This window comes from Candidatus Sororendozoicomonas aggregata, from assembly GCF_031528575.1.
Taxonomy (GTDB): Bacteria; Pseudomonadota; Gammaproteobacteria; order Pseudomonadales; family Endozoicomonadaceae; genus Endonucleibacter; species Endonucleibacter aggregata.
The window spans coordinates 15598-28846 of record NZ_JAVLSP010000046.1; the positions used below are offsets into that span (position 1 = coordinate 15598).

The 13249-nt window shown below is 47.9% G+C and carries 11 protein-coding genes; 5 read left to right on the forward strand and 6 right to left on the reverse strand.

What is annotated here, in order from left to right:
- The first annotated feature begins 19 nt into the window (after positions 1-19).
- Both V4C51_RS10185 and V4C51_RS10190 read left to right on the forward strand, forming a co-directional pair.
- Positions 20-1387 carry a class II 3-deoxy-7-phosphoheptulonate synthase gene (locus V4C51_RS10185; protein WP_330926052.1) on the forward strand — a complete coding sequence of 456 codons (1368 nt, stop codon included), beginning with the start codon at positions 20-22 and terminating at the stop codon, positions 1385-1387.
- A gap of 207 nt (positions 1388-1594) precedes the next feature.
- Positions 1595-2047: a hypothetical protein gene (locus tag V4C51_RS10190; protein ID WP_330926053.1), complete on the forward strand. Its 453-nt coding sequence runs from the start codon at positions 1595-1597 to the stop codon at positions 2045-2047.
- Between the two features lie 357 nt (positions 2048-2404).
- Here the strand turns inward: V4C51_RS10190 and V4C51_RS10195 are convergent, their stop codons facing one another.
- The 4 genes from V4C51_RS10195 to V4C51_RS10210 form a co-directional block, all read right to left on the reverse strand.
- Complete coding sequence (locus V4C51_RS10195; RefSeq protein WP_330926054.1) at positions 2405-3133, reverse strand: hypothetical protein; 729 nt, start codon at positions 3131-3133, stop codon at positions 2405-2407.
- A gap of 343 nt (positions 3134-3476) precedes the next feature.
- Positions 3477-5135 carry a chaperonin GroEL gene (gene groL, locus V4C51_RS10200; protein ID WP_330926055.1) on the reverse strand — a complete coding sequence of 553 codons (1659 nt, stop codon included), beginning with the start codon at positions 5133-5135 and terminating at the stop codon, positions 3477-3479.
- A 53-nt stretch (positions 5136-5188) separates the two neighbouring features.
- A complete protein-coding gene (locus V4C51_RS10205) occupies positions 5189-5482 on the reverse strand; it encodes a co-chaperone GroES (protein ID WP_330926056.1) in 294 nt (97 codons plus the stop codon).
- Positions 5483-5736: 254 nt separating this feature from the next.
- Positions 5737-6222, reverse strand: coding sequence for an FxsA family protein (locus V4C51_RS10210; RefSeq protein ID WP_330926057.1), 486 nt, complete (start codon positions 6220-6222; stop codon positions 5737-5739).
- Between the two features lie 401 nt (positions 6223-6623).
- Between V4C51_RS10210 and V4C51_RS10215 the strand changes: the two genes are divergently transcribed.
- The 3 genes from V4C51_RS10215 (at position 6624) to V4C51_RS10225 (ending at position 9343) form a co-directional block, all read left to right on the forward strand.
- Entirely contained in the window at positions 6624-7262 is a 639-nt protein-coding gene (locus V4C51_RS10215) for a 50S ribosomal protein L25/general stress protein Ctc (protein ID WP_330926058.1), read from the forward strand.
- 180 nt (positions 7263-7442) lie between these two features.
- Positions 7443-8045, forward strand: coding sequence for an aminoacyl-tRNA hydrolase (pth, locus tag V4C51_RS10220; RefSeq protein WP_330926059.1), 603 nt, complete (start codon positions 7443-7445; stop codon positions 8043-8045).
- Positions 8046-8218: 173 nt separating this feature from the next.
- Positions 8219-9343 (forward strand): hypothetical protein, encoded by a 1125-nt coding sequence (locus V4C51_RS10225; RefSeq protein ID WP_330926060.1) that lies wholly within the window; start codon positions 8219-8221, stop codon positions 9341-9343.
- Between the two features lie 275 nt (positions 9344-9618).
- On the opposite strand, the gene V4C51_RS10230 is transcribed toward V4C51_RS10225, so the two are convergent.
- Both V4C51_RS10230 and V4C51_RS10235 read right to left on the reverse strand, forming a co-directional pair.
- A complete protein-coding gene (locus V4C51_RS10230; RefSeq protein WP_330926061.1) occupies positions 9619-11022 on the reverse strand; it encodes a cytochrome P450 in 1404 nt (467 codons plus the stop codon).
- A gap of 207 nt (positions 11023-11229) precedes the next feature.
- Positions 11230-12633, reverse strand: a complete 1404-nt coding sequence (locus tag V4C51_RS10235; RefSeq protein WP_330926062.1) for a cytochrome P450 — start codon at positions 12631-12633, stop codon at positions 11230-11232.
- Positions 12634-13249: the final 616 nt, after the last annotated feature.

Genomic DNA, 13249 nt, shown 5'->3' on the forward strand with positions numbered 1-13249 from the left:
ACTGTCTTGAGAGGAATCCATGAAATCATGGCATGTGGACAGCTGGAGAAGCAAACCTGCCCTTCAGCTACCAGAATACCCCAATGCCGAACACCTTGCCCATGTGGAGCAAGCAATAGCCAAAATGCCACCGCTGGTTTTTACCGGCGAGGTGAATGCCTTGCGTCAGCAGTTTGCTGAGGCTACCGCCGGTAATGCGTTTTTGCTTCAGGGCGGAGATTGTGCTGAGAGTTTTCGGGAATTTAGTGAAGACACTATTCGTGACACGTTTAAAGTGATGATGCAAATGGCTGTTGTAATGACATTTGCGGCCAGCGTGCCGGTGATCAAAGTTGGTCGCATGGCGGGTCAGTTCGCCAAACCTCGCTCATCGGGCGTTGAGACTCACAACGGTCTGGAGTTGCCTATTTACCGCGGTGATATTATCAATGGCGCTGCCTTTACAGAGGCATCACGTATGCCCGATCCTGAGCGCATGATCAGGGCATACCACCAGTCATCATCTACGCTGAACTTGTTACGGGCTTTTGCCCAGGGGGGGCTTGCTTCACTGGAGCAAGTGCATGAGTGGAACCTGGACTTTGTGTCTAACAGTCCACAGGCGGAACGGTATGGGCACCTGGCAAATCGCATTGATGAAACCCTGGCCTTTATGAAAGCCTGTGGTATCTCTGCCAGTCATACCAAAGAGCTGGGCGAGACGGTATTTTACACGTCCCACGAAGCACTTCTGCTACCTTATGAGCAGGCTTTGACCCACCAGGATAGCGTAACGGGTAAATGGTATGATTTATCGGGTCATATGCTCTGGGTTGGTGACCGAACCCGTCAGGTTGATGGCGCCCATATCGAGTTTGTCAGAGGCGTTGAAAACCCCATTGGACTCAAAGCCGGACCGAGCCTGTTACCAGAGGAGCTGATTGAGTTGATTGATATTGTCAACCCGGACAATACCGCTGGCAAGGTGAATGTGATTATTCGTATGGGGGCTGATAAGGTTGTGGAGGGTTTGCCCCCACTGATTCGTGCGGTTGAGCGTGAAGGGCGTCATGTATTGTGGAGTTGTGACCCCATGCACGGTAATACTTTCAAGGCACGCTCTGGCTATAAAACCCGTCAAGTCACCCGTGTCTTGCAAGAGGTTAAGTCTTTCTTTGAGATCCATCAGGCTGAGGGGACTTATGCGGGTGGCGTTCATTTCGAGATGACCGGGCAAGATGTGACTGAGTGTATCGGTGGCGCGCGGGAAGTCACGGAAGAGACCCTTGGCAACCGTTATCAGACCCACTGTGATCCCCGGCTTAATGCTGACCAGTCCCTGGAGCTGGCCTTTTTGATCGCTGAAACGTTCAAAAGTTGCAAGGCGCTTCGGTCAAAGTCAAAATAAATGCTTTTCTTAATGAGACATTTCTTCTAGTCCGGTCTATTCTTGAGGCGTCCTGAAACAGATTGTTGACGTTGGTAGACCGAATGTCCGTTCCAACCATCCGGCTACCGACACCCAGCTGTCTGATGAGACATTGGCTTTCGTAGCGTTTTACCATTTGATTTGTGACAGGCAAAGAATAAATAAATTATTTTGGAGTTAAGGGATTTGGTTAAGTTTTACTGGGTGTTTACTCTATACCTTTTATCATCCTTTGCCTTTTCCCAGCCTGACTACTTTAGTATTGATAAAAAATTATCGTCTTTGAAAAAAATTGTTTTAAATGCTCCCGGTGGACAGCCATTTAATAGTTTGCCAATAGAGTTTATAGATAATCATGATGAAAGTGACTACTTCACCAGAGCTGCAATCGGGTATTGTGGTAACGCTATATATTCACTGTATTTACATACAAACAAACGTTTAATGGTTGCTTATTTGTTTTTTATCAAAGAGGATGGGATTTGCTATTGGCTTTTCTTTCATCTCGATCACTTTACACGAGTAAAACGGGCAGAACACTTAATCATTTCCTTTAGTGATAAAGAAACCGGCACTGTAGGCGAATGCAGGCTGGTAGATTATATAACATTTAGTCCTCCAGCAAAGGAGGGTTTTTAATAAAAGTTTGTCGTTAAAGTGCGCTCAACCTATGCCAACTGTTATCATAGCTGGCACAGTTATGCTGAGTTCAGCCGTTGAGCAGCGTTTTCCCCATCATGAAAACCAACGCGCAAAAAAACCTACGGGGATGCATCGTGGGATGGGGGCCTGATGAAAGAGCAGTGTATCACCAACACAAAAGGCCGGGTTATGACAGGGGGGCGTCAACATTTGCATGGTGGGCGACAAACTGAACGTCAACTTCCCGGGAGCCTTTGGGTGAGGGATTGTGTTTAACGTTAGGGGCTATGAAATTAAAGCATTAAAAAGTGTGATTGCTAGAAATATCTACTGTTAAATATGAAAGATAACTGACTAAAACTCATAATAGCCTATTTTAGTAAATTGACCATGATGCAACATTCGTGTAAAAAGTTCAGCGGGAGTCAGTCGGACTTTCAATGTTCCAAAAACACTCGATGGGTGACCGAAACATTTGTTATTATAAAGTTCTAATGCGGCCCAGAGATAAACAAAAGCAATATATTCAGAACAGAAAAAATTAGCTCTGTTTGTTCTGACTCTACTGTCAAATTGATCCAGTAACTTCGACTGGGTTTCTTCTATAAATTTTTCATCAACACTAGCGCCTCTGACATGAAATATAGCGGTATTTATAACCTTTCTTATACCATAGGATGTGGTTTTTAACGTATCCCAGCAGGAAACAATAGATAACGTTTTCCTATAAGCCTTTTCTGACAGATTTTTATTTATAGGCCTTAATACGACATATTTTTTTTCGCCATGGGTTGTTGAATCAGGTTGATCTGTACACACCAGCCCGGACCCGTTAAATCCGGCAATAGCTGATAACCCTACTGATTCATCATATTCCACCAAGCCACTTGAACCCATGCTAAAGGCAACATGCGTTAGATCGCAGGGGTCTATATCATACAATGACTTGGTTAAGTCCCTTTTTCCAGGATAATGAAGCCACAAAGGGAGGGGTGAATATAAACTTATCAGTTTGGGTATCATGTTTGGACGTTCACTTTTCATTTTAAAAAGAACATCCCCTGATTCTAGTTTAAAAGGCATAATGAAATACCCCAAGTTAAGCCATGGGCTGATTTCCCTTGATAATAGTTATTATGAACTTAAATTGAGTAGTTGACCGACTTTAGATTGAAACAAGCCTGTTTGCAATGGGAAAACGGCGTTCAACTGCTCACCCTGAGGATGAGCGAAGAACACTATATCACGTCTGAAAAAAAAACCGCCGATCAAAAATCAGCGGTCTCTTTGGTTGTATAATGAGGAGTGATTCAGGAGAAAAGAAGAAGAAAAACCTTCCTACAATCTTCCTGCGTTTCTTCCTGCATCACTTCCTACTTTGCTTTGCAAGGTGTTGATTTACAAAGGCTTCTGGAGGCATGCGCTCCTACATCATGCCGCCCATACCACCCATGCCGCCCATACCGCCCATGCCGCCCATGTCAGGGGCACCAGCAGCAGCGGCCTTGTCTTCGGGTTCATCGGCTACCATCGCTTCAGTGGTGATCATCAGACCAGCAACAGAGGCTGCCGCTTGCAGTGCCGCACGTGTTACCTTGGCTGGGTCCAGAATACCCATATCGATCAAGTCACCAAACTCGCCCGTGGCGGCATTGTAGCCAAAGTTGCCTTCGCCAGACTTCACTTTGTCAACAACAACAGAGGCTTCATCACCAGAGTTGGTGGCAATCTGGCGCATTGGGCTTTCCAGAGCACGCAGAATCAATTCAACACCGGCCTTCTGGTCCGGGTTACTTGTTTCCACGTTGGCAGTAGAAAGCGCGCGAATCAGGGCAACGCCACCACCGGCAACCACGCCTTCTTCCACGGCAGCACGGGTAGCGTGCAGAGCGTCTTCAACGCGGGCTTTCTTCTCTTTCATTTCGACTTCGCTGCCAGCACCTACTTTGATGACCGCAACACCATCAGAGAGCTTGGCTACGCGCTCTTGCAGTTTTTCTTTGTCGTAGTCGGAAGAAGAGCTTTCAATTTCGGCACGGATCTGCTCAACACGGCCGGCAATTTCGCCTTCGTTACCAGCACCGTCAACGATAGTCGTGTCGTCTTTGGTCAGTACGATGCGCTTGGCAGAACCGAGGTCTTCGATGCTGGCACCTTCCAGAGACAGGCCAACTTCCTCGGAGATAACAGTGCCCCCTGTCAAGATAGCAATGTCCTGCATCATGGCCTTGCGACGGTCACCGAAGCCAGGAGCCTTAACGGCGGCTACCTTAACAATGCCTCGCATGTTATTCACGACCAGAGTAGCCAGCGCTTCACCTTCAACATCTTCAGCGATAATCAGCAGGGGCTTGCTGGCTTTTGCTACAGACTCCAGCACGGGCAGCAGGTCACGGATGTTGGAGATTTTTTTGTCAACCAACAAGACAAAAGGATCTTCCAGCTCAGCAGACATGCTGTCTTGATTGTTGATGAAGTAAGGTGACAGGTAGCCACGGTCGAACTGCATACCTTCAACGACGTCCAGCTCGTTTTCCAGACCGGAACCTTCTTCAACCGTGATAACACCTTCGTTGCCAACTTTGTCCATAGCCTTGGCAATAATTTCACCCACCAGCTCGTCAGCATTGGCAGAGATGGTGCCTACCTGAGCGATAGACTTGGTGTCGGTACAGGGTGTCGCCATGGCTTTCAGTTGTTCAACAACAACGGTAACGGCCTTGTCGATACCACGCTTGAGATCCATGGGGTTCATGCCAGAAGCAACGTACTTCAGACCTTCGTTAACGATGGACTGAGCCAGGACAGTAGCCGTAGTGGTACCGTCACCTGCCTGGTCATTGGCCTGGGAAGCGACTTCCTTAACCAGCTGAGCGCCCATGTTCTGGAACTTGTCTTTCAGTTCAATTTCTTTTGCTACGGATACGCCGTCTTTAGTAATAGTTGGCGCGCCGAAGGACTTTTCCAGCAGAACGTTGCGGCCTTTAGGCCCGAGCGTAGCTTTAACGGCATCAGCCAGAACGTTCACGCCTTCAAGCATTTGTTTGCGGGCAGAGTCGCCGAATTGTACTTGTTTAGCTGCCATGGTATGTGATCCTTTAGATAGTTAACCAATGATTATCACGCACAGAAATCGACTCAGGATTCCAGAACTGCGTAGATGTCGACTTCAGACAGAATGATCAGCTCTTCGCCGTCAACCTTTACGGTGTTGGAATCGGCGTATTTACCAAAGATCACTTTATCACCTACACCAACACCCAGGGGGCGTTTCTCGCCGTTATCCAGATAAGCGCCGTCACCCACAGCAACGATGACGCCTTGGTTTGGCTTCTCGGTAGCAGAACCGGGCAGCACGATACCACCGGAAGTAGTAGTTTCTTCTTCTTCACGACGAACGACCACGCGATCACGCAACGGACGGATTTTCATCGATTATCTCTCCAACAGTTTGGTGATGCGCTGAAAACTCAGCACTCAATTAAGTTAAGCTAACAATCCGGAAACCCAGTGATGGCAGACAATGTCTGTATCCCCTGAAGGTCTCCCGTTTATCCGCAAGGCATGCCCGGCAGATGGATTCGGTATTATCACCTCTAGTGACCAACCTATAACGCTTAATCACTGAAGTGCGAATAGGATGTTTCACTTAGTAGGGTTCGACTTATTCGATTTCAAGGGGCGTATTAATTTTTTTTTGTTTTTCTTTCATCACCGGGCGTAGCGTTTTCAATAACTTCGCCTTCAAGGGTGCGACCGGGTGTGCCCGGCGCGCTTTCCTGTCGGAACTCCCCTTCATATATATGGGTTTCTCGCACCTCCCAGCGGCTTAAGCTCAGCATTTCGCGGATAATGAGTTGCCTGACAAAGGGGAGTTGCAAAAACAAACCGGCAGTATCGGTAATAAAACCGGGTACTATCAGCAGCGCTCCCCCCAAGGCGATTAAACAGCCCTCAAGCATTCCCTGTGCAGGCTGTTTCCTCTGGGCCATTTGCGCCCTGACATTTACCATCGTTCGCAAGCCCTGGCGACGAATGAGTGCCATGCCGAGCAGGCTGCTGAGCACGATCAGAGCCACGGTATTGAGGGCGCCAATGAGTCCACCGACCTTAATGAACACCATAATTTCCATTATGGGTAACAGAATAAACAGTAAAAAAAGGAAGCGCATATCAGGTCACAGCTTAAGTAAAGTAGGACTTATATGGGGTAAATGGACGAAAAATCAAGCCTGCCCGGGCAAGCCTTACGAACGGTGTTATTCAATTGCATTTCTCTCTTATTACGATAAAATGGCGAACTTTTGAATGTTGCTATCACTTCTGGTCGCAAGAAGTTGATGGTTAATTGGAACCGCTTTCCCAGGAGCCTGTCGGACTTATGCTTTCGAGCATAAAATTCAGTAGGACGAGTTAGAATTTTCGATCAATTTGCGCGAATAGTTGACCTATTTAAGCAAATTGATCGGAAATTCTGGCCGCGCTTTCTCGCGCTTTCTGGATTTTAGGCCGAAATTGTCTTAAGTCCGACAAGCTCCTGGCTGGGTTTCAGCGTTACACCGGAGAAAACACTATGTCTGAAGCAATTACCCTGACCGCAGAAGCACGTAAAGATGTAGGGAAAGGTGCGAGCCGCCGCCTGCGCCGTGCTGATCTCGTGCCTGCCATCATTTATGGCGGTGAACAGTCTCCCGCGCAAATCACCCTAGCAGGCAAGGCCATCCGTAAAATGCTGCAAACAGACAGCTTTTACTCTCAGATTTTGACCATTGAGGTAGAAGGCAAAAAACAACAGGCTATCTTGAAAGACGTTCAGCGTCACCCCGCTAAAGAAATCGCTATGCATCTGGATTTCCTGCGCGTAGATGCTGATCATGCGCTGACTACTCATGTACCTCTGCGCTTCCTGAATGAAGACATCTGTGTGGGTGTTAAGGATCAGGGCGGCGCGATCACTCACTCACGTGTGGAAGTGGAAATTCGCTGCTTGCCAGCAAATCTGCCTGAGTTCATTGAAGTAGACATGGCTGGGGTTGAACTTGGTAACCATATCCACCTGAGCGACCTGACCGTGCCTGAAGGCGTTGAGTTTGTCGCTATGCTGCAAGGCGAAGGCCATGACCTGGACGTTGCCAGTGTTCAAGCGACACGCGCGACCAAAGGTGACGAAGAAAGTGGCGAAGCCGCTACTGAAGAAGCTGGCGAAGAGTAAGACTGGTTCTAACCCGGATGTTTCATAAACATGCTCCTGGCCTTGCTTGCTCCTTGCGGCTCTAAGGGCAGTTTATGAAATATCCGGGCTAAGTTACCTGGTCGGCGTGTACTGTACCTTGCGGTATTTGGTAGGATTTGCTTACTTTCTATCATTCAACAGCGTGTAGGGTACAACAATATGACGAAAGGCGCTCAGGGGCATTCCATCCAGCTCATTGTCGGGCTTGGCAATCCCGGCTCACGGTACGACAATACTCGCCATAACGCCGGCTTCTGGTATGTTGAGCGGCTGGCCCGCGCCCACGGTGCCAGCTTGACCCCGGAAAAAAAGTTTTTTGGGGAAACCGCGCGTATTATTGTCAATGGGCAGGAGGTTCGCCTGCTTACCCCCAAGACCTTTATGAACCGAAGCGGTCAATCTGTCAGTGCTATCAGCGCCTTTTTCAAAATCCCCCCCCAGGCAATTCTCGTTGCCCATGATGAACTGGATCTTCCCCCGGGTATTGGGCGTTTCAAACAAGGCGGTGGTCATGGCGGCCACAACGGGTTGCGTGACATCATTGCCGCGCAGGCAAACCGCAAAGACTTCCAGCGTCTTCGTATTGGCATAGGTCGCCCTGGCAACAGCGAAGATGTGGTCAATTATGTTCTGCAAAAACCCTCCGTTGCTGACCGTCAGCGAATCGATGCGGTCATTGATGAAATGGTTCGGGTCACTCCCGAAGCATTAGGTGGGTCTTGGCAAAAAGCAGTGCAGGCGCTACATACGTTTTCTGGCTAACCTCAGGTGCGAGAAGCAACGCTGAAGTCTTAAACCTGAGCTCGGTAGTTGACCGTTTTTAATTTGCTGGCAGCTGAGTTCCCCAAGGAGTAAACAGCATTCAACGGCTGAATTCAGGTCAAAACAGCCCTTGACCTGTCAAACAGTAAAATGTATTGAAAAGGAATACCAGAATGTCGCTGCTTTCGATCATCATTACCATAAGCCACGATCAAAAACACCCCGATAGCCTGAAACAGCTTGATCAGCTAATAACGGGTCTTTCCAGTTCGCGCGATACAGAGATTATTCTTTACGACAGTTCTGAGCAGGCATTAGCAAGGCATGATCGTCCTTGCCGGGATCTTACGGGATGTTATTATCACCATGACTCTGGCAAGCATCATGGGCAACCCGGCGCCTTGATCAACCAGGCTGTCAGCAAAGCAACAGGCAAATATATACTCTTGCTTCCCCCTGATACACTGCTGGCACCGTCGTTGATTGCCGCACTACCGAAACATCTTTCACTACTGGGTAAAGAGGGAGCGCACGCATTTTCTTTGTACCCATGCCTTTATATGGCACCAGCATACTACGATCAAACAGTTGAGGCGCTTCCTGAAAAATTTAACGGTATTTCGCAGGACTTTTTTCAGGGAGTAACGGGCAAGGGAACCTGTTTATCCGTAGCCTCCGGGGCTTTACTGCTACGTCGTCATTGGTTCATTGCCATTGGGGGGTGCCAGGCGCGTTATGAACGCCATGAATACGCCCGGATTGACCTGATGCACAGACTGGCCGCGTACTGGCCTGTCTGCCAGAAAACTGAGGACTATGCGGTGGATATTCAAAGTGATACACCTGCCGGTGAACTGGGCTTTCGGCGATACTTTTCTTTGTATGCTCTTCCTCAACTATTTAAGGGTCAGTTTTTAGTGTGCCGCCAGCGCGAAGACACCAGCCCGGCGGCTCGTCAGCAAGATGTAGCTTCTTTCGCGCAAGTGCTTTCCAAAGGCGCGGCTGGCTGCAGGAGCATAAACCCGGGCAGTATAAAGGCATCCAGTGAGCTGGGGCGCCGCATGTTGGCTCCGCCGTTCAGTTCCAGTATCCCGCCGCTATCACAGAAAGACTTTATTCAGACGTTAGCGGTGCGCCACGGGCTTAATGAAGACGACTATCCAGGATTATTTATACCCCAGCACGATGGAAAGATAGGAGAGATAGGAGAGAGAGCGACAAAAAAAGGACTTGCCAGTCTTATAAAACGACTCTACAGACTACCCTCACGCTGGCTAAAACGTGCAGAAACCACTTGACGAGGCGCGGTGGTGCCGGAGAACCTTCTGGTCAGGTCAAATGACTGCCATGCAGACAAGCCAGCCCTAAAGGTGGCCTTGAATACGTCAAATGCCGTGAATTGACGTGCTGTGTTCTATTAACATCATCGCCACCTCGCATAGGGAGTAAAGAACCTGTTTCACACAATAGGAAGGCTTGCGTAAAATGCTGTAATTATGCCTGCCCGAAAAATGGGCCGTGGGTCAAAACTGACGGTTTTAATCAGGGCGACCTTATCTGTCATCATCTGTCATCAGGCTGTTACTGCTGACGGCGTTCGCGCTTTCAATCGAATGCGCAAGTTATCCGGCATGACTACACACTCAAATTTTTCCTGCACCTGACTACTGTCAACGGCTTCAAACTCAAATTGTTTCAACAACTGACACATGGCCATTTTCATTTCTATCAATGCCAGGGAGCGACCGGGACAAACGCGAGCGCCACCACCAAAAGGTGCCATATCAGTGACGCGGCTGAGGTTATTTTCAGATAACCAGCGATAAGGGTTAAATTGGTTAGCGTCAGGGAAGCGGTCTTCATCTTTTGCCAACGCGTGAATGAGCAACACAACCATTTGCCCTTTCGGTATGCGCAACTCCCCGAGTGTTGTATCTTTACATGCTTCCAAATACATTATCGGCGCGATCGGCTTTACTCGCATGGATTCATGGATACAGGCATTTAACAAGGGTATACGGGGTAATGGCCATTGCTGAAAAGTACCATCAGGCAGCGCCTGAATTTCTTTTCTGACCGCTGCCTGAATGTCAGGGTGAACAGACAGCAAATGGCTTAACCAGGACAATGCTGTTGCCGTCGTATCCTCCCCAGCCAGCATAAACGTAATAGCATTGGACAATACCACATCTTCAGAAAAGTGCTCATTACTTTTAATACACTCAGCCAGCATTGCCTGCAACAGATTTTCAGGTTGCTCCAATAGAATAGGATTGTCTGTTATTTTTTTTCGGGTATTGGCCATACTTTTCTTTAACAGGGCTATCAAGGCAGTAATGCCAGCCTCCAGCTTTTTGTCTTTTTCATTTTTGATCAGCTTCCATAAGGGGAAGAGTGAGGATATGCGTGCATTAATGCCTGGAAAAATAGCCGATAAATGACCATGAAGCGGATCATTTTTTTGATTCAGCGTATTAATATCGTAAGCAAATACCAGGCTGGAAATAGTATCCAGAGTATATTCAGCGAACAGGGTTTTAACATCAATGGACTCACCAGCGGTGGATAAGTCCCTGGCTTTGCTCACCAGGTTATTGGTAATACGACTTATGGCCGGGAAAAAATAACGCAGCCTGGCACCGTTAAATGCGTTATTAATCAGTTCGCGCTGGTGCTGCCAGTTCTCTCCTTCAGCACTGAAAATACCGTTAATGTTGAGTTCGTCAAGAACCCGTGCCGTGACACTGTATCGACGAAATACGGCGGGTCGGTTCTTCAACGCATACTGCAATAATGATCGCTGTGCCACCACTACCGCTTTTCGGTTTGCCAGTCGGATACGGTAGAGTCCATTATACTCGTAAGACCACAGCAACAGTTGCTTATGCATTCGCGCGCTTTTAATCGTCTTTAAATGCCCCATCAACCCATCAGTGGGGGGATTGGGAAGGTCAGCAAGCCTTTTGATACCTGTCATGTGATTTTTCCCTTTTCCCAACAGTAGTACTCGAGACACTTTATTCAGTTACAGAAAGAGCGGTTGGTATTACACCACTGTCTGATTAATCATTAGGTAACGCCCCGGCTATGCCGTAGGTCACTTAACTATGCCTGCCCGAAAAATGGGCCGTGGGTCAAAACTGACGGTTTTAATCAGGGCGACTTTATCTGTCATCATCTGTCATCAGGCTGTTACTGCTGACGGCGTTCGCGCTTTCAATCGAATGCGCAAGTTATCCGGCATGACTACAAACTCAAATTTTTCCTGCACCTGACTACTGTCAACGGCTTCAAACTCAAATTGTTTCAACAACTGACACATGGCCATTTTCATTTCTATCAATGCCAGGGAGCGACCGGGACAAACGCGAGCGCCACCACCAAAAGGTGCCATATCAGTGATGCGGCTGGGGTTATTTTCAGATAACCAGCGATAAGGGTTAAATTGGTTAGCGTCAGGGAAGCGGTCTTCATCTTTTGCCAACGCGTGAACGAGCAACACAACCATTTGCCCTTTCGGTATGCGCAACTCCCCGAGTGTTGTATCTTTACATGTTTCCAAATACATTATCGGCGCGATCGGCTTTACTCGCATGGATTCATGGATACAGGCATTTAACAAGGGTATACGGGGTAATGGCCATTGCTGAAAAGTGCCATCAGGCAGCGCCTGAATTTCTTTTCTGACCACTGCCTGAATGTCAGGGTGAACAGACAGCAAATGGCTTAACCAGGACAATGTTGTTGCCGTCGTATCCTCCCCGGCCAGCATAAACGTAATAGCATTGGACAATACCACATCTTCAGAAAAGTGCTCATTACTTTTAATACACTCAGCCAGCATTGCCTGCAACAGATTTTCAGGTTGCTCCAGTAGAATGGGATTGTCTGTTATTTTTTTTCGGGTATTGGCAATACTTTTCTTTAACAGGGCTATCAAGGCAGTAATGCCAGCCTCCAGCTTTTTGTCTTTTTCATTTTTGATCAGCTTCCATAAGGGGAAGGGTGAGGATATGCGTGCGTTAATGCCTGGAAAAATAGCCGATAAATGACCATGAAGCGGATCATTTTTTTGATTCAGCGTATTAATATCGTAAGCAAATACCAGGCTGGAAATGGTATCCAGAGTATATTCAGCGAACAGGGTTTTAACATCAATGGACTCACCAGCGGTGGATAAGTCCCTGGCTTTGCCCACCAGGTTATTGGTGATACGACTTATGGCCGGAAAAAAATAACGCAGCCTGGCACCGTTAAATGCGTTATTAATCAGTTCACGCTGGTGCTGCCAGTTCTCTCCTTCAGCACTGAAAATACCGTTAATGTTGAGTTCGTCAAGAACCCGTGCCATGGCACTGTATCGACGAAATACGGCGGGTCGGTTTTTCAACGCATACTGCAATAATGACCGCTGTGCTACTATTACTGCTTTTCGGTTTGCCAGTCGGATACGGTAGAGTCCATTATACTCGTAAGACCACAGCAACAGTTGCTTATGCATTCGCGCGCTTTTAAACGTCTTTAAATGCCCCATCAACCCATCAGTGGGGGGAGTGGGAAGGTCAGCAAGCCTTTTGATACCTGTCATGTGATTTTTTTCCTTTTCCCAACAGTAGTACTTGAGACACTTTATTCAGTTACATGCGGTTACCGCTCCGTGGTGAGTGAACCGATGGTAAGTGCCCATGATTTTCCATTATTTATTATGGTACTTCATGCCTGCTCTGCTGGTTTAAAAATAGCTGTCTGGACGACCGCAATTTTACTGCAATCTATGGGGCGCAGGCATTCTCCACGTTTCTTGATTTTTTAACCAGACAGAGTGGCTCTTCATTACGGGGAAACGTTTAGCGCAGCCCCCTATGGAGCCTGTCGGACTTAAGGCAATTTCATGCTCGAAAGCTTAAGCCCGACAGGCTCCTATGGCAAACGCTGAAGCTACCCAATGAGGTCTCCCCAAGGAGCAGGGAGGTTACCTGCATCAAGACAGCAAACCTGATATGATTATCCCAATAATCAGGAGCCTGTCGGACTTAACCGACTGTGGCGAGGTTGGCAAAAATCCAGTTTATCAGGCCATTTTGCTGAACTGAACAAGAGGATTCTCAGAAGCGGTCTTAAAAGTCTGCCCGTAGCGAGGACTGCGAGAAATGGAGGATAAAAAGTCGCTTTTGTGAGGAGAATAGCGGGACTATTTGACGAAC

What these genes read in the sequence shown, in the direction of transcription:
- V4C51_RS10185 (WP_330926052.1), top strand. Translation starts at nt 20, where the DNA reads ATGAAATCATGGCATGTGGACAGCTGGAGAAGCAAACCTGCCCTTCAG.
- V4C51_RS10195 (WP_330926054.1), bottom strand. Translation starts at nt 3,133, where the DNA reads ATGCCTTTTAAACTAGAATCAGGGGATGTTCTTTTTAAAATGAAAAGT.
- groL (WP_330926055.1), bottom strand. Translation starts at nt 5,135, where the DNA reads ATGGCAGCTAAACAAGTACAATTCGGCGACTCTGCCCGCAAACAAATG.
- V4C51_RS10205 (WP_330926056.1), bottom strand. Translation starts at nt 5,482, where the DNA reads ATGAAAATCCGTCCGTTGCGTGATCGCGTGGTCGTTCGTCGTGAAGAA.
- V4C51_RS10210 (WP_330926057.1), bottom strand. Translation starts at nt 6,222, where the DNA reads ATGCGCTTCCTTTTTTTACTGTTTATTCTGTTACCCATAATGGAAATT.
- V4C51_RS10215 (WP_330926058.1), top strand. Translation starts at nt 6,624, where the DNA reads ATGTCTGAAGCAATTACCCTGACCGCAGAAGCACGTAAAGATGTAGGG.
- pth (WP_330926059.1), top strand. Translation starts at nt 7,443, where the DNA reads ATGACGAAAGGCGCTCAGGGGCATTCCATCCAGCTCATTGTCGGGCTT.
- V4C51_RS10225 (WP_330926060.1), top strand. Translation starts at nt 8,219, where the DNA reads ATGTCGCTGCTTTCGATCATCATTACCATAAGCCACGATCAAAAACAC.
- V4C51_RS10230 (WP_330926061.1), bottom strand. Translation starts at nt 11,022, where the DNA reads ATGACAGGTATCAAAAGGCTTGCTGACCTTCCCAATCCCCCCACTGAT.
- V4C51_RS10235 (WP_330926062.1), bottom strand. Translation starts at nt 12,633, where the DNA reads ATGACAGGTATCAAAAGGCTTGCTGACCTTCCCACTCCCCCCACTGAT.